We start from the raw sequence: 19,585 nt of genomic DNA, 5'->3' as shown, positions 1-19,585 counted from the left end.
CCAAAACCTTATGGCCAGCTTGCCAGCCCCGAACTTGCAGCCCGATAAACACCGGGAGCAACGCCGAAAACCTGTTTGAATTGGCGACTCATATGACTCTGATCAGCAAAGCCAAGCTGCATCGCTACTTGCAACGGCATGCAACCTTGCTTGAGCATGGCGCGGGCCTGGCTTAAACGCCGCTGTTTCAACCAGGCATGCGGCGGCAAGCCCGTTGCGCGGCGGAATACCCGAGCGAAATGAAATGGCGAGAGATTCACCGCAGCCGCCAAAGCTTCGAGTGACGGCGGCGCAGCCAGTTGAGTGCTGAGCAATTCCTTGGCCTGCTCCACCGCGCGCGTCTCACGGCCGGGCGCACGCGGTTCAGCCACTTTGGCATAACGCTGGAACAACAGTAAGACGGCTTCACGCCAGACGATTTGCTGCTGCAAAACATCAGCGCCGCCTTCGAGCAAAAGATGCAAACGAGTGAATGCTGCGTGCAATTGCGGGTCATGGAGCACGCTAACGGCAAAGCTCGGCAGCCCGCCGCCCGCTAAATCAAGCTCTTGCAACACCCCAAGCACTTGGCGGTTATCGGGATAAAAAGCTCGATAACGCCAGCCATCGTCATGCGCCTTGGACCCCGTGTGAACCTCATCCGGGTTGATCAGCACCATGCTGCCTTGCGGCGCTAAATGGTCACTGCCTCGGTGCCTGAACTGCTGGGCACCGTTTTGGATGACGGTAAAGACAAATCCTTCATGCACATGCGGAACAAAGCGCTGCTGTACATAACGTGCATGCAGTAGTTCGACATCGGCAAGACCCTTGGCCTGCCAAAAACGGGTTTGTTCACGCGCCTCGCCCATGACTTCACAACGCGCCGAATCGCGCCTCCAACTGCTGTTTAATCGCCGGCCACTGCCGATCAGTAACGCTGTATAGCACCGTATCATCCAAGCGCCCATCTGCGAGTCGCCGATGATTACGCAGTAATCCCTCACGCTCAGCGCCGAGTTTTTCAATGGCGGCTTGTGAGCGCAGGTTGCTCGCAGCGGTTTTTAGCTGCACGCGGACCATGCGCCAGTTTTCAAATGCATGACGTAGCATCAGGTACTTGATCATGCTGTTCAGCCCGGTGCCATGCTGGGTTTGATCAAGCCAGGTCCAGCCGATTTCAGTGGCGGGCAGCTTGGGCATAAAGTCAGCAAAACGCGTGGTCCCTACCAGTTGGTCGCTCAGGCGGATTGTAAACGGCAAGGCTTTACCCTCACGCTGCTCTGCCAGGCCCTGACGATACCAATCCAGACGTTGCGCGCCATCAACATAGACCAGCTCGCGGCGATTGGCCTCAGCCAGAGTGACCAGCCCAGGAATGTCCGCATCAACCATGGGTTCAATGCGCAGAGCGCCGCGCTGCAGGGTTATTAATTGCGGCTTGAACATAAAGCTCCTTTACATACATTGACTGCAACAGATCACGCTAACAGGGTGATAACCACTTCACAATTAACAACCGCTGATTTATTCCTTGCCGCAGCCCTGCGACCAAGGTAGCAACTGACGTTTGCAGACTTTACTGCGACACTGTCGGTCGTAACACGCAAGCCTTTGAAAACAACTGCGATGATGCAGCCTATTACTTTTCAGAAGCGCCCAAAATGTCATAACCATCGGTTGTTGAAGATAAGACCGAGTTAATTCTACTTAGTTTGCTGTTGGAGTCTGCATGTCGCTGTCTGGCGGGCTGATCGCTGCGGTTGCCCTTATTTATATGGCTGTCCTGTTCGCCATCGCATTTTATGGCGACAGGCGCCGTAAACCTTTGCCGCCGAAAATTCGCGCTTGGGTCTACAGCTTGTCGCTGACAGTTTACTGCACCAGCTGGACATTCTTTGGCGCTGTGGGCCAGTCGGCCGAACAGCTGTGGTCGTTCTTACCTATTTATATTGGCCCCATTCTGTTGTTGCTGTTCGCACCTTGGGTGCTACAGAAAATGGTGCTGATCAGCAAACAAGAAAACATCACCTCGATTGCTGACTTCATTGCCGCGCGCTACGGCAAATCGCAAGGGCTTGCAGTCGCTGTCGCGCTGATCTGCCTGGTTGGCGTGCTGCCCTACATTGCCCTGCAGCTGAAAGGCATCGTACTCGGGGTAAACCTGTTAGTGGGCTCCGTGCCGAACGCCTCCGGCACACGCGCACAAGACACTGCGTTGATTGTTTCGCTGATATTGGCGTTATTCACCATCTTGTTCGGCACCCGTAACCTTGATGCCACCGAACACCACCGCGGCATGGTGTTGGCCATTGCCTTTGAATCACTGGTAAAGCTACTCGCATTTCTCGCGGTTGGCGCCTTCGTCACCTTTGGCCTGTTCGACGGTTTTGACGATGTTTTCACTCAGGCCAAAAACGCCACTGAACTGAATGATTTCTGGCAAGTAGCGGTTAACTGGCCAGCGATGCTGGTGCAAACCTGTCTGGCGATGATTGCAATCGTCTGCCTGCCGCGACAGTTCCACGTCACCGTTGTCGAGAACATCGAACCGCAAGACCTGCGTCTGGCGCGCTGGGTGTTCCCGGCTTATCTGGTACTCGCAGCGATGTTTGTGGTGCCGATTGCCCTTGCTGGGCAGATGCTTCTGAGCCCAGGCGTAACCCCGGATTCGTTTGTGATTAGCCTGCCACTTGCAGAGGCGCATCCAGCGCTGGCAATGCTCGCATTCATTGGTGGCGCGTCGGCGGCAACCGGCATGGTGATTGTGGCCTCTGTTGCGCTGTCGACGATGATTTCCAACGACATGCTCTTACCCTGGCTTTTGCACCGCAACAGTACCGAGCGGCCTTATGAAGCATTCCGTCACTGGATGCTCACGGCGCGGCGCGTGAGTATTGTGCTGATTCTACTGCTCGCCTATGTCTGCTACCGCCTACTCGGGTCCAACGCTAGCCTTGCAACCATCGGCCAGGTTTCATTCGCCGCTATTGGTCAGTTGGCACCAGCCATGTTCGGTGCTTTGGTCTGGAAACAAGCCAATCGCCGTGGCGTGTTCGCCGGGCTTATTGTTGGCGCTCTGATCTGGTTCTACACCTTGGTAATTCCTTTGATCACCGGCAGCATGGGCTGGTCGATTGAGCATGTGCCCGGTTTAAATTCATTGCTCTACGCACCGATTGGCTTTGAGGTCGATGCACTCACCCGCGGCGTGGTGTTGTCGCTAGCTGGCAATATGCTGCTATTTGCCTGGGTCTCATACTTCTCGCGAACACGGGTATCGGAACACTGGCAAGCCGGACGCTTTATCGGTCACGATCTGGGCAGCAAACTCGGTGCGCGCAACAGCCTGGCCGTGCAAGTGAACGATTTACTATTACTCGCCAGCCGCTTTGTGGGTGAGGAACGCGCCAAGCAAAGCTTTATGCGCTTTGCGGTGCGCCAGGAACTTGAGTTCAACCCCAACCATCAAGCCAACAGTGAATGGATCGCCCACACGGAGCGCTTGCTCGCCGGCGTGCTCGGCGCTTCATCAACACGTGCAGTGGTTAAAGCGGCCATTGAAGGCCGTGAGATGCAGGTTGAAGACGTCGTGCGCATCGTCGACGAAGCCTCCGAAGTGCTGCAGTTCAATCGTGCGTTATTGCAAGGTGCGATCGAAAACATCACCCAAGGCATTAGTGTGGTCGATCAATCGTTGCGGCTGGTGGCGTGGAATCATCGCTACATTGAGCTGTTCGAATATCCCGAGGATTTGATCTACGTTGGCCGTCCAATCGCCGACATCATCCGCTACAACGCTGAACGTGGCTTGTTTAAAGAAGGCGGGACTGAAACCAACGTCAGCAAGCGTTTGTACTGGATGCGTCAAGGCACGCCGCACACCTCCGAGCGTATGTTCCCCAACGGCCGCGTGATCGAGCTGATCGGCAACCCAATGCCGGGCGGCGGCTTTGTCATGAGTTTCACTGACATTACCGAATTCCGCCAAGCCGAGCAGGCCCTTAAAGAAGCCAACGAAGGCCTCGAACACCGGGTAAGCGAACGCACCCACGAATTGTCGCAACTCAATATTGCGCTGACCGACGCCAAGGGCAATGCCGAAACCGCCAATCAGTCGAAAACACGGTTTCTCGCCGCAGTCAGTCATGACTTGATGCAGCCCTTGAATGCTGCTCGGCTGTTCTCCGCCGCACTGTCACTGCAGGACGATGCGCTACCGCGTGAAGCTCAGGAATTGGTGCGCCATCTCGATTCATCGCTACGTTCTGCCGAAGAGTTGATAACCGACCTGCTGGATATCTCGCGCCTGGAAAGCGGTCGCATCACTCCCGACTGCAACCCCTTCCCACTGAGTACCCTGTTCGACCCTCTTGGCGCTGAGTTCAAGGTGCTCGCCGCCGAGCAAGGTATCGATTTTCGACTGCGCGGCAGCCGTCAGCGTATAGACAGTGACATCCGTTTATTGCGCCGCGTGCTGCAGAACTTCCTGACTAATGCCTTCCGCTACGCTCAAGGTCGCGTGATCCTCGGCGTGCGCCATATTCCAGGCCATTTGCGACTTGAAGTATGGGACCGCGGCCCCGGTATTCCTGAGAATAAACGCAAGGAAATCTTTGAAGAGTTCAAGCGTTTGGACAGCCATCAGACCCGCGCAGAGAAAGGTTTGGGTTTAGGTTTAGCGATTGCCGATGGTTTGTGTCGTGTGCTCAACCATTCTCTTGAGGTTCGCTCGTGGCCAGGCAAAGGCAGTGTGTTTAGCGTCACCGTTCCGCTGGCACGAACACCACAGCGCAAACCGGTCAACAACAGCATCGAACAGAACAATGCCTTGCTGCCGGGCTCCCACGTGCTGTGTATTGATAACGAAGACAGCATTCTGACCGGCATGCACAGCTTGTTGTCGCGTTGGGGGTGCCAAGTCTGGACAGCTCGTAATCGGTTGGAATGTGAACACCTGCTTAGCGAAGATGTACGACCGCAGCTTGCACTGGTCGATTTTCACCTGGATGAAGGTGATACCGGCACCGAACTGATGGCATGGCTACGCACTCGGCTCGGCGAACCCGTGCCCGGCGTGGTGATTAGCGCGGACGGTCGCCCAGAACTTATAGCCGCCGTACATGCAGCCGGGCTTGATTACCTGTCGAAGCCAGTCAAGCCTGCCGCATTACGTGCCTTGCTCAGTCGCCATCTGACGTTGCGGTGAGCGTGCTTGTGGTGGGTAAAAAGCGTTACCCACCCTAGGTCAAAACGCGCCGCCTCCCTCGAGGGAGGCGGCAATACGAAGCTTGCCCACCAACCGCAACCACTGGCTAACACGGCCTCAGGCATCATCCTCAAAGGGTAATTGCGCTGCCTGATCAAGCAAGTCGGTCGGCAAGCTTTTACTTGCCCGCGCGCCAAGCAGCTTTAAATTCTCGACACGGCTAATAATATTGCCCCGCCCATCACAGAGCTTGTTCCGCGCCGCAGCGTAGGCTTTGTCCAGTTGTTGCAAGCGCGCGCCGATCTCATCAAGGTCTTGAACAAAGGCATAAAACTTGTCATACAGCGCACCGGCGCGCTCAGCAATTTCACGCGCATTCTGACCTTGACGCTCCTGACGCCAGAGGCTGTCAGTCACGCGCAAAGTCGCCAGCAAGGTGGTGGGGCTGACGATCACGATATTCTGCTCAAACGCCTCCTGAAACAGCCCAGGTTCTGCCTGTAGCGCGGCGGCAAATGCTGCTTCAATCGGCACGAACAGCAATACAAAATCGAGGCTGTGCAGGCCTTCAAGGCGCTGATAATCCTTCAGCGATAAGCCCTTGAGATGGCTGCGTAGCGATTGAACATGCTGTTTAAGCGCCAGCTGGCGCGCGCCTTCATCTTCAGCTGAAACGTACTGTTGATAGGCTGTCAGGCTGACTTTGGCATCCACCACCACTTGCTTATCGCCGGGCAGTTGAATCAATACATCAGGCTGAAAACGCTCACCATCCGCGCTTTTGAGGTTGACCTGCGTTTGATACTCGCGGCCCTTCTCCAAACCGGCATGTTCAAGCACTCGCTCTAGAATCAACTCACCCCAGTTGCCTTGCGTCTTCTGACCTTTCAGCGCGCGGGTCAGGTTGGTCGCTTCATCACCCAGGCGCTGATTAAGCTGCTGCAAACGCTCAAGCTCCTTGCCCAGCGAAAAACGCTCACGCGCCTCTTGCTGATAGCTTTCTTCAACGCGCTTCTCGAACGATTGAATCCGCTCCTTCAATGGATCAAGCAACTGCCCCAGACGCTGCTGACTGGTTTCAGCAAAGCGTTGCTCGCGCTCATCAAAGATTTTCCCGGCCAGCTCAGCAAATTGCGCACGCAATTCATCCCGCGAGCCTTGCAGGTCAGTGAGGCGCTGCTGGTGATGATCTTGTTGATCGCGCAGTTCTGCGGCAAGCCCTGCTCGCTCTGAACCGAGGCGGCGTAGTTCAGCTTCTTGCTGCTCACGCTGCTGCTGCCAGTCACGCGCGGCTTCACGTGATATCTGCTGCTCGTGCTGCAACAGTTCGGCTTCGCGGCGCATTGCAGCGAGCTCTGCTTGCTGATCGGCCTTAATTTCAGCGATCTCGGAGATTTCTTCGCGGCACGCATCGAGCTGTGCACTCAGCCCTGTTTGCGCCAGTTGCGCGCTACTCAAGCGCTCCTGCAACAAGCTGCACTCAAACCCCAAGGTTGAAGCGCGGCGCTGCAGCACCAGTGCCAGCACCAATAAAGGTATTCCTGCCCCGGCAAGGCCGACAAACAAACTCGGTAAATCGATTGGCATATGCAACTCCGCATCAGCATTACTGGAAGTATACCCAGTAGTTTGCCGATACGTCAGGCACCTGTTGCGCCACTTGAATCATTCGCTGGGCAACATCTCAGCACAGGCATACATGGCTGCATGCCTGAAACATTCTGGCTGGATTGGTTTTTGCCTGATTCGGCTTCGCAGCTTTAGAGCGACTTGAGCAAGGCTTTGGCTTCTTGCGACCCATGTGCAGCCGCTTGTTCAAGCCACTGATGCGCCTGACGCGGCTCGTTAACACGGGGCTTCAGGTAATGACGCCCGAGCTCCAGCTGAGCGCAGCTGTCACCCGCACGCGCAGCCAGACGCAACATTTCAAGGCCCATGCGGCGATCACGGGTGTTGCCGCAATCACGGCACAGCATTTGCCCCAAACGGCTCTGCGCAACGACAACACCTTCACGAGCAGGTTGCTTAAGCAGTTGGCCAGCAAAGCGCTTGACCGAAGCCGCTTGGCCCAAGCGCGGGCTATCTAGCAGCCACAGCGCGACACGCATGGGGAGTTTGGTGCTGATGGAAACGGGGGCTGAATGAGTACGGGGTAATACGCGAGGCATAAATAACGGCGATAGGGTGGAAAGGCGCGCCACTCTACTCTCTTTTTTTCAGAGGTAAACCCCTAAACAGATCAATGTGACAAACGTATGTAGCCTCCCCGCAGACAATCCACAGAACCTGTGGATAACTCGGTGGACAAGATGGGAGCAAGCGCCGTGAACGCCTGTATTTTGGGGGCTGAGCTTAAACTGACGATTTTTTCACCAGCAAAAAAAATTGATATTTTTCATTGACTTAAAAAATCTCTATGAATAATCAATGATTTACAACGCTCTTTGAATCAAGCTTGCTAAGGCGCGTTGAAATTGTGCACAAGTCAATTTACCACAGGTCAGAAATGCCCTATTTGGGCGCATATTTGCCACTTTTAGACCCCTGCCTGTAGGTGTCAAAGTCTTGACCCTGACATGCAACCCCAGTAACTGTGCCATCTCCAGCGACCCCACTATTTAACCGCCAAAAAAACTGCGGCAAATGAGCGCGCACTCATTCATTGTCCTCAGCACAACCGATTGGCAGTTAACCAACCATTCGATCAGATTCTAGGCGGGCAACGGTAGCCGCCCTTCTCGTTGAAAATCGGTCAACTTGAACACCTGTAGCGCAGCAGCCGAATGCGGATTTTTGAAAGCCACATACTCTGCCGTGGTCTCACAAAACCATGGCATCAGGTTACTTGGGCGCTTCTCCGCCAGCGCTCGCGGAGTATAGAGCGCAACATTGATTCCACCTTGAGCACAGCGCGCTGAGCGATATTCAAATGCTTCAACCCCAGCCTCGCGCATCTGCGCACCTAAGACCTGGGTTTGCTGATATTGACTGGGGTGCATCAGCTGCGCGCGATATTGATCAAAGGGTGATTTATGCAGCGCAACGCCACACGTCACCTTATAGCGCGCCTCAAACGAGCAATGCTCAGACAGAATTCGTTCACTGGGCGGCGCCACGGACATACCATCCCAGAGCACAAATCGATAATAAGCCGCCTCAGCCATCGCCGTTTCCAGACGTTGAGCCGCATAAAACAAACTTGGCTCAAAGCGCGAACCAAAGCGTGAGCCCCAACGCAGCGGTGGATAACGAAATGGCGTCTTTAATAGATAGTGCAAACCCTGCGCGGACTCAGGCAGCGGCGGTTTACTGGTTTCGAGCATTTCTTCGAGCAATGCCTGCTCAGCCAGAGTATCAACCAACTGCAGGGTGGCAACCTGCTCCTGGCTCTCAACCAAGCGTACCAGCCGGCCACGTAACGCAGTGATGTGTTCAGGGCCATGACAGGCCTGCCAAATTTGCATATCAGCGCAGCCTTATAGAAGCACGGTAGTTTGCGATCAAACCTTGCCGCGAATCGCATCGAGGTATTCGACTACCCGCACCAAACCTTGCACTTGCCCCATCATTTGCAAAGGCACACCCGCCAGGTGACGGTTCTCAGTGCGCAAAAAATGGCGCATATCTGCCAGGTCACCGCCAAATAGGGCGAACAATGCGCGATAACCGCGAATAAACAACAGCGCTAACTCGCCAGTTTTACTGTGCGGATTTAACCCTGCATCCACCCAACGACTGATCGCACTGCGGTGCACGCCGACAATATCGGCAAGCTCTTGCTGAGTAAGGCCGAGTTGCTCGCGCGTATTGAGCAACGCTTTGGCCAATACGCTGTCAACATCGCTAACAGGCTGTATTTTTGCGCTCATACGTAGCACCCTCGAATGTCTATTTACATCAATAATAAACCCTAATGTCGCAAATGCACAGAATATGTAACATCCTCATTGGCAGCATGGTCTGCATGCGCTAACGTCAGCCCATGCTCTGGCCATGATCGACGATTGCTATTAATTGTCGAAGCGCACAGACCCAGCACTGAAGTTTCAGAGGTTGCACAGCAATTGATTGCACCAACTCATTCAATGGATCGTTACCGATGATTAGCCGCAGAGCATGGCTGCGGCTGGCCGGATTGGTTGTGCTTCTGAGCGTGCTTGCCGGGGCTTCCGCAATCAGCTGGCAGCATTTTTTACAAAGTCAGCAGATTAGTCGTTTCGACTGGCAAGGCCTGCGCATCTCCTTCGATGGTATTCATCTGCGCACCCTCTCGATACAGCAACAAAGTGACAGCGCAGCCCTGAGTCTCGACGCCAAGGGGTTGACCCTTAAATGGCAGGACTTCAGCACCGCTGCACCGTTCTGGCAGCACATCGAACTTGGCACACTCAACCTCGACTGGAAACCGAGCGCCAAAGATGAACCTGCGCCCTCACCCGCCATTGATTTCCTGGAGATGGTTGCTCCGCTGGCTCTGGCGCCGCAATCACTGAAGATTGAACAACTCACGGCACAACTGCCTTGTGCCCAAGGGCACTGCACGCTGCAAGGTGACCTGCAACTGAATAAAACCTCACACCAGCCTTTAGTCATGACCCTGCTGAGCAATCTGCAAAGTCAGGATCAAGTGCTGACCATTGATGGTCAATTGCAGCATGCCGATGACGCTATCGACCTCCAGCTTGCGCTGCAGGTCGATGGGCAACCGCAAGTGGGTGCAAATTTGGGCGTGCACAAGCTGACCGATAACTCAGGGCAATCAACCCATCAGCTTACCGGCGCAATAGCTGCGCCCAATTTGAGCCAGGCCAGCGCCCTGCAACATTGGCTGAGTCAGTGGGCGTTACCGGCAGGTGTTGAGCTACCCGAAGCACCGAGCGCCGCGGCGTTATCGGCTAATTGGGATTTAGAGCTGCCTGCAGGTCCTATCAATCTTGAACAACTACAACAGGCCAGCGGCAATATTGCGGCAACTGCCAATCTGCCCGAACCTTGGCCGATGCCGGGTGTGGGTCAAGTTCAAGGCGAACTCAGCTTGGCGCTGAATGCGCAGGCAGGGCAGTGGCTCGCCAAACAAATACAGGCTGATCTAAGGCTTCAACACCTCGCCGAATCGCTGCGTAGCCAACTGCCCGCGGCTCTGCAAAACGATGAGTTTCACCTCAGCGTGCAGCCTGCTAAAGCAGCAGATGACGTATCCAGCCCCGTGCAAGAGCAACTGCGCGGGCGTAATCTCCCGCTACAACTCAGCCTCAACAGCAGCGGCGCCAGCACCTTGCAATTGCAAGCCCGGCTGGACCTCGCCAACACCCTGCCTTGGGCCGTGCAACTGCACAACGCAACGTTTAAAGCCAGCAGCAAAGCCCTGCAATTAACTGATTGGAAAGCCCAAGGCATAGACGCGCAGTTGGCTTTTAATGGCTATGCCGACGCGCAGCAACTCAAGCTCAACCTGGACAAAAGCTCGCGACTGCAACTGGCGCAACTCAGCCACCCGGAATTTAGCGCCACTGACCTCAGCGCCGCTCTCGCCGGGTTAAGCCTGAATGCGACACTCAACAACTCAGCGCTGAGCGATTGGCAACTCAGCGGTCCCATTGCTTTGAGCGCCAAGTCATTGCAGCAATCCGCGTTAAAACCACAAAGCTGGGACTTCAAAGGCAAACTACAGGCCGACGCTCAGCAGCAAACCCTTATTGGCTCGCTAAATAATGGCGCGGGTTTGCAGGCGCAGTTAGATGCACAAAACACCGTGCAAAAAGGTATTCAGTTAAACGCTAAGTTCGCTGAAATATTTTTCCGTGCAGGCAACCCGCTGAAAAGCACTCTAAACGGCTGGCCAGCTCTGCTCGACCTCAATAATGGTCGGCTCAACGCCAGCGCAGATCTGCACCTGGCGCCCGGCAGCAGCACAGCACTTAGCCTCAACCTGGCCAGCCAAGGGCTTTCTGGCATTTATAACCGCACTGAACTCAGCGGTTTAAGCGCTGATGTACAGCTGCGCCTGGCGAACCAACGGCTTCAGGCTGAGGTCAAACGATTGCGTTTAACTGAGGCGAACCCGGGAGTACCGCTTGGGCCAATCGACCTGCGCGGCCGCTACAGCGCCACACTCAATGCGCTCGATAAAGGCCAGTTAAGCTTGCAGCAAGCCACGGCTCAGGTCCTTGGCGGACAAGTCACTTTGCCTGCCAAACAATGGGACTTGAAGCAGTCAGATTTGCTATTTGCCCTGACGATAAACGGCTTGAAATTGGAAAACCTGTTTGCCGCATACCCCGCAGAAGGCTTGTCAGGTAGCGGCCTGATCGATGGCTCAATTCCTCTGCGTGTGAATGCTGCAGGTCTCAGCGTTGATCAAGGCCGGATCAGTGCACGCCAACCCGGTGGTCGCTTGCAGTTCAACAACGACAAAATCAAAGCGATGGGCAGAAGCAATCCGGCAATGCAATTAGTGGCGCAGTCATTGGAAGACTTCCACTACACCACCCTCTCCAGTGGCGTCAGTTATGACCCCGACGGCCAGCTCTTGCTAGCCTTGCGCCTGGAGGGCAGAAACCCGGCAATCGAGAAAGGACGGCCGATCAACTTCAACATCAACCTTGAAGAAAACATTCCGACATTGTTGGCCAGCATCCAACTGAGCGATAAAGTCAGTGATATCGTTCAGCAACGGGTTCAACAATACATCCTCAAACGCAAACAACAAGCAGCGCCAAAGGACAACTAATAAGGAGCACGCAACATGCGTTTACGCAACGGTTTAGCCGCTCTGGCATTCGGCTTGATAAGCGTGGCCTGTACACCAACAGTCCAGCTTGCGGTGCCTAACGAGCCCATCAATATCAATCTCAACGTCAAAATCGAGCACGAGATTTACATCAAGGTCGACAAAGAGCTCGACAGCATGTTCAACGAATCAAGCGGATTGTTTTAAGGAGCGACGTGATGACCCTGTATAAACGTATTGCCAGCCTGGTATTGCTGCTCAGCCTGAGCGCTCCAGCTTTTGCCATAAACCTTAATGACGCGATGAGCGCACTCGGCGGCGCCAAAGCATCTGGCCAGTTGGGCGAAACGCAAACTGGTTATCTGGGTGTGGTCAAGCCCGGCGGCAACGCCGAAGAGATAGCCAAGTTGATCAACGATGCGCGCCGTAATGAATACAAGAAACTGGCTGAGAAGAACGGCATCGAAGTCACCGCCGTAGAGGCGATAGCCGGGAAAAAGGCGATCGAAAAAACCCCTGCCGGACAGTACATCCAACAAGGCAGTGAGTGGGTCAAAAAGTAAGTCGTTGTAGATAAAAAACGCGCCTGCATTCAGGCGCGTTTTTGTTGCACATCAGATTACAGCCAGGCGATTAAACCAAGGTCAGCGTGACATCAATATTGCCACGAGTTGCGTTCGAATATGGGCAAACGATGTGCGCGCGATCAATCAGCGTTTGCGCGATATCTTTTTCCAGGCCCGGCAAGCTGATACGCAATTCAACTTCAATACCGAAACCATTCGGGATCGCGCCAATACCGACAACGCCTTCGATCGATGTGTCCGCCGGAACCTGCAACTTGTCGCGAGCAGCCACAAACTTCATCGCGCCAAGGAAACAAGCCGAGTAACCCGCTGCGAACAATTGCTCAGGGTTAGTGCCCTCGCCGCCTGCGCCGCCCAATTCTTTTGGCGTGGTCAGAGCAACATCAAGTACACCATCAGACGAGATAGCCCGGCCATCACGGCCGCCGGTGGCTTCTGCGTATGCACGGTATGCAACAGTTTCGATCGACATAATGATTTCCTCTTAGTGCTTGAATGAAATGAATTGAGAGCTGCTACAACGATAGCGGGTCGTGTTGACCGGGGTATTACCGTTGGCTTGAAATAATATTAGTGCGCATTTATTTAGCGCACAAGATAAATATTTACAGATTTATCTATCACGATGATTGAGTCTCTCAATGGCCCAGTTTCGTAACGTCCCTATAAAGCCAGCGCAGCTGATCTGTTGGCGCGAAGGCTGTTAGTGCGTTAACTTATTTGCCATCTTTACTGCGCACAGGTCACCTCAATGAACGCCTCGCTCGAACCCTGCAACGCCCTGCTGCTGGATAATCAGCTGTGCTTTGCCTTGCACTCGACCTCGTTGCTGATGACCAAGACTTACAAACCCTTACTGCAAAAGCTCGGACTCACCTACCCGCAATACCTAGCGATGCTGGTGTTGTGGGAGACTGACGGGCTTACCGTGAGTGAAATCAGTGCGCGACTGCTTACTGACCCGGGCTCAGTCACACCATTGCTCAAACGTCTTGAAGCTGAAGGCTTGCTAAAACGCATCCGTACCAAGGCTGATGAGCGTGTGGTCGAACTGCACCTGAGTGACAAAGGTCGAGCGTTGCATGAGCAGGCCAAAGCACTGCCAGGCTGCATCCTCAAGTCCGCAGGACTTCCCCTTGAGCAGCTCGATGAAATCAAGCAGGCATTGGTCACGCTGCGTAAACACCTGCGCCAATCTCTGGACACCGACTGAAAACTGCTGCGCTAAGCATTGCCGCAACGACACACTGATTGAGAACAGATTATGAGCAATGAATTAATCATCGAAGATATCCGTCTTGGCGACGGCAAGGCAGCAGTCAAAGGCGCGCTGATCACCACCCAATATCACGGCACCCTCGAAGACGGGACGACATTCGACTCATCTTATGATCGCGGCAAGCCGTTTCAGTGTGTGATCGGCACAGGGCGCGTTATTAAAGGCTGGGATCAAGGCCTGATCGGTATGAAAGTCGGTGGTAAGCGCAAACTCTTCGTACCCGCCGAACTGGCCTACGGCGAGCGCCAGATGGGCCAACATATCAAGCCACACTCAAACCTGTGTTTTGAGATAGAGCTACTCGAAGTACTCACCCGCGACGAATAAACCTTTAGAAGTGGCTGCGAATTGCAAAGCAAGACTCGGAGTTTTGGTAACCGCCTAACCGCTTAAGCTTGAGTCACTTTCACAGCTTGTGGACATCGCGATGAAACCGACTAAATCTGTAGCCGCCAAAGTAACTGCCAGCGAGCATGACTTGCGCTGGCAACGTGTGCTCGCTCGCGACCCATCACTGGATAAGCCCTTTGTCTACGCGGTCAAGACCACTGGAGTCTACTGCCGCCCCAACTGCCCTTCACGGCTTCCGAAGTTCGATAACGTTGAGTTTTTCGACACGCCAGAACAAGCGACCACTGCCGGTTATCGGCCTTGCAAGCGGGCCAATTGCGGCGACACCTCGCTTAACCAGCAACACGCCGCGATAGTCAGCAAGGCCTGCGAGATTATCGAACATGCAGAGCAGCTGCTTAGTCTTGACCAGCTTGCTCAACAAGTAGGCGTCAGCCCGTATCACTTTCACCGCTTATTCAAAGCTGCAACCGGCTTGACGCCCAAGGCCTACGCAACCGCAAACCGTGCGCGCAAGGTACGCACACAACTGCAAAAAGGCAGCTTGGTCACCGATGCGTTTTACCATGCCGGCTTCAACGCCAGCAGCCGCTTTTATGAAAGCAGCGCAGGCGTATTAGGCATGAAGCCCAGTGACTACCGCGCAGGTGGCGCCAATACTGATATTCGCTTCGCCGTGGCGCAATGCTCGCTCGGGGCCATTCTGGTCGCACAAAGTAGCCGTGGCGTGTGCGCAATCTTACTTGGTGACAACCCCGAGGCCTTGGTCCATGAACTGCAAGACACCTTTGCTCACGCCAACCTGATTGGCGCTGACGATGACTTCGAACAGCTAATCGCCAAGGTCATTGGCTTTATTGAAGCGCCGGCAATCGGCCTAGACTTACCACTGGATCTACGCGGCACCGCGTTTCAGGAGCGCGTCTGGCAAGCGCTGCGCAATATTCCGATTGGCACAACCGCCAGCTATGCAGAAATCGCCCAATTGATTGGCGCCCCGAAATCATTCCGTGCCGTCGCCCAAGCCTGCGGTGCCAACAAACTAGCGGTGGCCATCCCATGCCACCGCGTGGTCAGAAGTGACGGCAATCTGTCGGGCTATCGCTGGGGTATTGAACGTAAACGCCAGTTGCTTGAGCGTGAAGCGCAAGGTTGATCAAGGCGTATCGATTGCCACGCACTATTCGCGGGGCAAGAACTTGAGTAGCTCAGCGATGATGGCTTCGGGGGCATCTTCCTGAACCAAATGCCCTGCGCCGGGGACACGTACCATTTGGCAGTTACCAATCTGCCGCGCCAGCACCTCGCCTCGCTCGATGGGTATCCATTGATCCTGCTCGCCCCAAATCAGCAGGACCGGGCAACCTATCGACGGGTATGCGCTTTCAACTTCATCAGTAAAACGCTGATCCATCTGCGCAATCTGCTGGTAAAAAGCGGCTTGTCCGCACTCGCCTGTCCAGGGTTTGGTGTAGTGCTGCAGATCGCGCTCAGGCATCGCATGACACACCGCACCCTGTATGTAGGCGGCCAATATCGCTTCGTGTATGTAACTGGGCAAACCGCTGAATGCCTGCTGATGCTGACGCACGTGTTGCACAAAAGGTGAGCCCCAGGGCGCGATCGCAACCGGGTCGATCAACGTCAGCGTTGCGTACTCCAATTGATTGAGAAGCAAGCAACGCAAAGCCGTAGCACCACCAAAGTCATGGGCAACGACATGAGGCTTACGCAATCCCCAATGCTCGATCAACGCCGCGAGCAGGTGATTCTGCACGCCAAGCGAAACATCTTCGCCCTCCGCCATTTCAGACTGTCCGTAGCCGAGTAAATCAAAGTAATACAGGCGGTAATGACTGGCCAGATGTGGCGCAATGCGTCGCCACACCTGAGAAGAAAAAGGCGTGCCGTGCACCAATACCAATGCAGGGCCTTCGCCCATGACACCGTAGCGAACCTGTCGACCTTCGAACTCAAAAGTGTGTGGCAACGATAATGACAGATCATCAGCATTCATTTTTAACCCCTTTAAGTATCAATAAAGGTTAGAATTGAATTCACCATACCTAACCTTTATCTATTAATAAAGGGGTTATATGAATACAACCGATCAAGCGTGCTGGGCCCCTGCCGACTTCATCGCCGAAGATCTGCTGCTCGACTTTCTCAACACCACAGGCAGTAAAAGCAAACAACGCACGAACGAAAGGCTCACTTCAAGCCGCGCACTGTTTGACTGGGGCTTGGCCGCAGAACTGATTGATGATCACGAACACCAACTACTGACACAGCTAGGCCAAGCTGCCCCTGTTGCAGCCGATAGCGAACTGAGCCTGATCATCCAGTGGCGCGAAGCCGTGCATGCGCTTATGCATGCCTATGCCCACAGCCAAGAGCCAGAAGCTGGCGCTGTAAAAGGTGTAGAGATGGTTATCCAGCAAGCACTGGCCAGTGCTCAATTGCGCTACGCAGCTGGCGAACTCGCCTTTTGGTATGTCGACCCAGACCAAACAGGGCTGCCGACCATCAGGCATCGATTGGCCCTGCACCTGAACAAGGGCATTACCGGCGGCAAATACCAGCAGATCAAGGAATGCGAGGCGTGCACCTGGATGTTTATTGATACATCGCGCAGCCGTAGGCGCCGATGGTGCTCGATGAGTACCTGCGGCAACCGGGCCAAGGCCCGGCGCTTCTACCAGAACGAAAACAAGACGTGACGCTGAACTGGCTCGGCTAGTTCGCCAGCCTATTCAGCCGCCCGCCTACACCGGACGCAATCAAACAAAGGCTTTAAGCCTTGAGGCGAGTCACCAAACGCGCTTGTAAAGCTTCAAGCTCACTGGCATCGGCTTTGGCGCTGGCATGGATGCCGAGGTCTTCACCGGCGAAGCGTGGGATCACATGCATATGGATATGAAAAACCGTTTGCCCAGCAGGCGCACCGTTAAATTGCGCAACCTGAACGCCAGCGGGCTGCAATTCATCGACCAATACGCGGGTGATTTTCTGCACCACCTGCATCACCTTACACAGGCTATCGGCGTCAATATCAAGCATATTGCGCGCAGCGGATCGCTTGGGAATTACCAGCGTGTGGCCAAACGACTGCGGAAATACGTCGAGAAAAGCCAGCACATCATCGTCTTCATAAAGCTTGTAGCACGGCGCATCGCCACGAATGATCTGGGCAAAAATGTTCTGAGAGTCGTAATCGCCATGCAAGCTCATGAGGGTTTCCATTATCAGTGGATGAAAGCTTAACCATACCGGTTTTACCTAAACAGATAAAACTAGATAGGCTTAACCAATCGTATCCGCTAAGCCTTTTGACTTGGAGTCCGTATGCCTGATCTATCTACTTTCAAGATTACCCAGAAATGGCCAGCAACTCACCCCGAGCGCCTGCAGCTTTATTCCTTGCCCACGCCAAACGGGGTCAAGGTGTCGATCATGCTGGAAGAGATCGGTCTGGCGTATGAGCCGCATCTGGTTAGCTTCGAAACCCGCGACCAGTTTTCGCCAGAATATCTATCGCTCAATCCAAACAATAAAATCCCCGCAATGATCGACCCCAACGGACCAAACGGCCAGCCGCTGGCGCTGGTTGAGTCAGGCGCCATGCTCATCTACCTCGCGGAGAAAACCGGAAAGTTGCTAGCCACCGACCCGGCACAGCGCTATGAAACCCTGCAATGGCTGATGTTCCAAATGGGCGGTATCGGGCCAATGATCGGCCAGTTGGGCTTCTTCCATAAATTCGCAGGCAAAGACATCGAAGACAAACGCCCGCGCGACCGCTACGTCGATGAGGTCAAACGGCTGCTCGGCGTATTGGAGCAGCGCTTGCAAGGCCGCGAGTGGATCATGGGCGACGACTACAGCATCGCCGACATCGCCATCTTCCCGTGGATGCGCAACATGATTGGCTTCTATGAGGCTGGTGATCTGGTCGAGTTCAACAAGTGCCCGAACATCAAGCGCGTGCTGGATAAGTTCCTGGCACGCCCTGCGGTTCAGCGCGGCCTGAATATCCCTAGCCGCGACTGAACTAATCCGCACGAGCCCGGACTGAAGCCTAAAAGCTATCGCAAGCACATGAAAAGATGCGAAAAAATGCACTTTAGGCTTCGCCAAATGCGAATCAGCTGATATCATGCGCGCCGCTGTGGGAAGATGCCGGAGTGGCCGAACGGGACGGATTCGAAATCCGTTGAACTGGCAACAGTTCCTAGGGTTCAAATCCCTATCTTCCCGCCACTATTCAATACTTAAGCCCCTGAAATTCTTAGAGTTTCGGGGGCTTTTGCGTTTCTGGACACGCAATGTGTCGAAGAAGTGTCGAAAAAGTACAATGCAGGGAATTAATGTGACGCAAGGATATGGCACATGGACATGCTGGATAGCACAGTCGCCTACACACTAAGCACCATCTTAATTTTATCGCTGTTGGGTATATTGGGCCTAATGCTGTTAGGCAACGTAAGCGATAGAAAAGAGAACGAAATACTATGGTTGTATAGAGGCGCTGGGGTTGAGGTTGCTTTTGTACTACTACCTTTCATGTTCTACGCGATTGGAAGCCTTTTGAACGGCTCCTACCATAAGTTTATTGCCAGCCCTGAACTACCAATGGCAGGCATGATTTTGGCTGCGCTAAGCATCATTTCACTCATGAAAGGCTTAGCCGCTAGCAGAACTGACCTCGCCATAGAGAAATTTATAGTTTTTGCATTCATCTCGATAATGCTTCTGCTGGGCATAGGTGCTTATGTCGCTTGGCTTGCGTTCGCTGAAAACGTATCCCCTTGGTTTGGCGCTCTCAACGGCTTCATAATTCTATGCATGGTTATTTTCTCATTTGTAGTGCATGCAGTCATGGCTGAATTGGTCAGAAAGTCGCAGGTTGATGAGTTACCTAGAGCAACGAAAGAAAGTACTTCTGAATAGCTAGCCCTGCTCAGCTAACAACACGGAAAAATCACTCACCGGCCCAAACTTAACAGCATCCTGCAGGTGATCGGGAGCCAAATGCGCATAGCGCATGGTCATCGCCAACGATGTGTGACCAAGGATCTTCTGGAGGGTCAGGATGTTGCCGCCATTCATGACAAACCTACTGGCAAACGTATGCCGGAGAACGTGCGAGGATTGGCCTGCAGGAAGGGGAATCTTTGAGGCGGCTAACGTCTGGTCAAAGCTATTCAGGCAGTTAGTAAAAAGGCCGTGGAGTACAATAGGGGACAGACCACGTTTATTCTAAACCCCAACTAGAAAACCGTGGTCTGCCCCCTATTATTTTATGACCCCTATTATTTTAGTGGTCTGACCCCTATTATTTTCGTAGTGTATTGAAGAGTGCGGTAACGTAAACAGGGGAAAGACCACGTTATTCGAGCTGAGATTTTGAATTAAACGTGGTCTGACCCCTATTATTCATATGACCCCTA

At 54.0% G+C, this 19,585-nt stretch carries 19 protein-coding genes, 1 tRNA gene and 1 pseudogene; 11 read left to right on the top strand and 10 right to left on the bottom strand.

The features are described from left to right. Window positions 1-8 precede the first annotated feature (8 nt). Both B9K09_RS07770 and B9K09_RS07765 read right to left on the bottom strand, forming a co-directional pair. Window positions 9-851 (bottom strand): AraC family transcriptional regulator, encoded by an 843-nt coding sequence (locus B9K09_RS07770; RefSeq protein WP_087516269.1) that lies wholly within the window; start codon window positions 849-851, stop codon window positions 9-11. A gap of 4 nt (window positions 852-855) precedes the next feature. Continuing rightward, window positions 856-1,428, bottom strand: a complete 573-nt coding sequence (locus tag B9K09_RS07765; RefSeq protein WP_087516268.1) for a GNAT family N-acetyltransferase — start codon at window positions 1,426-1,428, stop codon at window positions 856-858. 283 nt (window positions 1,429-1,711) lie between these two features. Between B9K09_RS07765 and B9K09_RS07760 the strand changes: the two genes are divergently transcribed. Further along, window positions 1,712-5,188, top strand: a complete 3,477-nt coding sequence (locus B9K09_RS07760; protein WP_087516267.1) for a PAS domain-containing hybrid sensor histidine kinase/response regulator — start codon at window positions 1,712-1,714, stop codon at window positions 5,186-5,188. Window positions 5,189-5,305: 117 nt separating this feature from the next. Here B9K09_RS07760 and rmuC read toward each other — a convergent pair whose 3' ends face one another. From rmuC to B9K09_RS07740, 4 genes are all read right to left on the bottom strand, one after another. Further along, window positions 5,306-6,661, bottom strand: a complete 1,356-nt coding sequence (gene rmuC, locus B9K09_RS07755) for a DNA recombination protein RmuC (RefSeq protein ID WP_177408710.1) — start codon at window positions 6,659-6,661, stop codon at window positions 5,306-5,308. Window positions 6,662-6,948: 287 nt separating this feature from the next. After that, the gene (locus tag B9K09_RS07750; RefSeq protein ID WP_087519027.1) at window positions 6,949-7,356 is read right to left on the bottom strand and encodes a tetratricopeptide repeat protein; all 408 of its coding nucleotides are present in this window, start codon (window positions 7,354-7,356) and stop codon (window positions 6,949-6,951) included. Window positions 7,357-7,899: 543 nt separating this feature from the next. Beyond that, the gene (locus B9K09_RS07745) at window positions 7,900-8,652 is read right to left on the bottom strand and encodes an RES family NAD+ phosphorylase (RefSeq protein ID WP_087516265.1); all 753 of its coding nucleotides are present in this window, start codon (window positions 8,650-8,652) and stop codon (window positions 7,900-7,902) included. Between the two features lie 36 nt (window positions 8,653-8,688). Further along, entirely contained in the window at window positions 8,689-9,057 is a 369-nt protein-coding gene (locus B9K09_RS07740) for an XRE family transcriptional regulator (RefSeq protein ID WP_087516264.1), read from the bottom strand. 230 nt (window positions 9,058-9,287) lie between these two features. On the opposite strand from B9K09_RS07740, the gene B9K09_RS07735 reads away from it, so the two are divergent. Genes B9K09_RS07735 through B9K09_RS07725 form a run of 3 tightly spaced genes read left to right on the top strand, consistent with a single transcriptional unit; the run spans window position 9,288 to window position 12,481 of the window. Next, window positions 9,288-11,918 carry a YdbH domain-containing protein gene (locus B9K09_RS07735; protein ID WP_087516263.1) on the top strand — a complete coding sequence of 877 codons (2,631 nt, stop codon included), beginning with the start codon at window positions 9,288-9,290 and terminating at the stop codon, window positions 11,916-11,918. Window positions 11,919-11,933: 15 nt separating this feature from the next. After that, entirely contained in the window at window positions 11,934-12,125 is a 192-nt protein-coding gene (locus B9K09_RS07730) for a YnbE family lipoprotein (protein ID WP_087516262.1), read from the top strand. A gap of 11 nt (window positions 12,126-12,136) precedes the next feature. Next, the gene (locus B9K09_RS07725) at window positions 12,137-12,481 is read left to right on the top strand and encodes a YdbL family protein (protein ID WP_087516261.1); all 345 of its coding nucleotides are present in this window, start codon (window positions 12,137-12,139) and stop codon (window positions 12,479-12,481) included. Window positions 12,482-12,551: 70 nt separating this feature from the next. Here B9K09_RS07725 and B9K09_RS07720 read toward each other — a convergent pair whose 3' ends face one another. After that, the gene (locus B9K09_RS07720) at window positions 12,552-12,977 is read right to left on the bottom strand and encodes an organic hydroperoxide resistance protein (RefSeq protein WP_087516260.1); all 426 of its coding nucleotides are present in this window, start codon (window positions 12,975-12,977) and stop codon (window positions 12,552-12,554) included. A gap of 279 nt (window positions 12,978-13,256) precedes the next feature. Here B9K09_RS07720 and B9K09_RS07715 point away from each other — a divergent pair, with 279 nt between their 5' ends. From B9K09_RS07715 to ada, 3 genes are all read left to right on the top strand, one after another. Next, window positions 13,257-13,718: a MarR family winged helix-turn-helix transcriptional regulator gene (locus B9K09_RS07715; protein ID WP_087516259.1), complete on the top strand. Its 462-nt coding sequence runs from the start codon at window positions 13,257-13,259 to the stop codon at window positions 13,716-13,718. 51 nt (window positions 13,719-13,769) lie between these two features. After that, window positions 13,770-14,111, top strand: a complete 342-nt coding sequence (locus B9K09_RS07710) for an FKBP-type peptidyl-prolyl cis-trans isomerase (protein WP_087516258.1) — start codon at window positions 13,770-13,772, stop codon at window positions 14,109-14,111. Window positions 14,112-14,211: 100 nt separating this feature from the next. Then, window positions 14,212-15,291, top strand: coding sequence for a bifunctional DNA-binding transcriptional regulator/O6-methylguanine-DNA methyltransferase Ada (gene ada / locus B9K09_RS07705; RefSeq protein WP_087516257.1), 1,080 nt, complete (start codon window positions 14,212-14,214; stop codon window positions 15,289-15,291). A 24-nt stretch (window positions 15,292-15,315) separates the two neighbouring features. Here the strand turns inward: ada and B9K09_RS07700 are convergent, their stop codons facing one another. Continuing rightward, window positions 15,316-16,152: an alpha/beta fold hydrolase gene (locus B9K09_RS07700; protein WP_087516256.1), complete on the bottom strand. Its 837-nt coding sequence runs from the start codon at window positions 16,150-16,152 to the stop codon at window positions 15,316-15,318. Between the two features lie 79 nt (window positions 16,153-16,231). Here B9K09_RS07700 and B9K09_RS07695 point away from each other — a divergent pair, with 79 nt between their 5' ends. Continuing rightward, entirely contained in the window at window positions 16,232-16,855 is a 624-nt protein-coding gene (locus B9K09_RS07695) for a CGNR zinc finger domain-containing protein (protein WP_087516255.1), read from the top strand. A gap of 73 nt (window positions 16,856-16,928) precedes the next feature. Here the strand turns inward: B9K09_RS07695 and B9K09_RS07690 are convergent, their stop codons facing one another. After that, window positions 16,929-17,366, bottom strand: a complete 438-nt coding sequence (locus tag B9K09_RS07690; protein WP_087516254.1) for an HIT family protein — start codon at window positions 17,364-17,366, stop codon at window positions 16,929-16,931. 114 nt (window positions 17,367-17,480) lie between these two features. Between B9K09_RS07690 and B9K09_RS07685 the strand changes: the two genes are divergently transcribed. The 3 genes from B9K09_RS07685 (at window position 17,481) to B9K09_RS07675 (ending at window position 19,085) form a co-directional block, all read left to right on the top strand. Then, entirely contained in the window at window positions 17,481-18,185 is a 705-nt protein-coding gene (locus tag B9K09_RS07685; protein WP_087516253.1) for a glutathione binding-like protein, read from the top strand. 120 nt (window positions 18,186-18,305) lie between these two features. Beyond that, a tRNA-Ser gene (locus tag B9K09_RS07680) sits at window positions 18,306-18,395 on the top strand. Between the two features lie 129 nt (window positions 18,396-18,524). Next, window positions 18,525-19,085, top strand: a complete 561-nt coding sequence (locus B9K09_RS07675) for a hypothetical protein (RefSeq protein ID WP_087516252.1) — start codon at window positions 18,525-18,527, stop codon at window positions 19,083-19,085. Here the strand turns inward: B9K09_RS07675 and B9K09_RS07670 are convergent. Next, window positions 19,086-19,364, bottom strand: a pseudogene (locus tag B9K09_RS07670) (tyrosine-type recombinase/integrase); the annotation flags it as partial. Between the last annotated feature and the right edge of the window lie 221 nt (window positions 19,365-19,585).

It is taken from the genome of Pseudomonas sp. M30-35, assembly GCF_002163625.1.
Lineage (GTDB): Bacteria > Pseudomonadota > Gammaproteobacteria > Pseudomonadales > Pseudomonadaceae > Aquipseudomonas.
The sequence above is the reverse complement of the archived record's forward strand: the minus strand, read 5'-3'. Positions and strand labels throughout refer to the sequence as shown.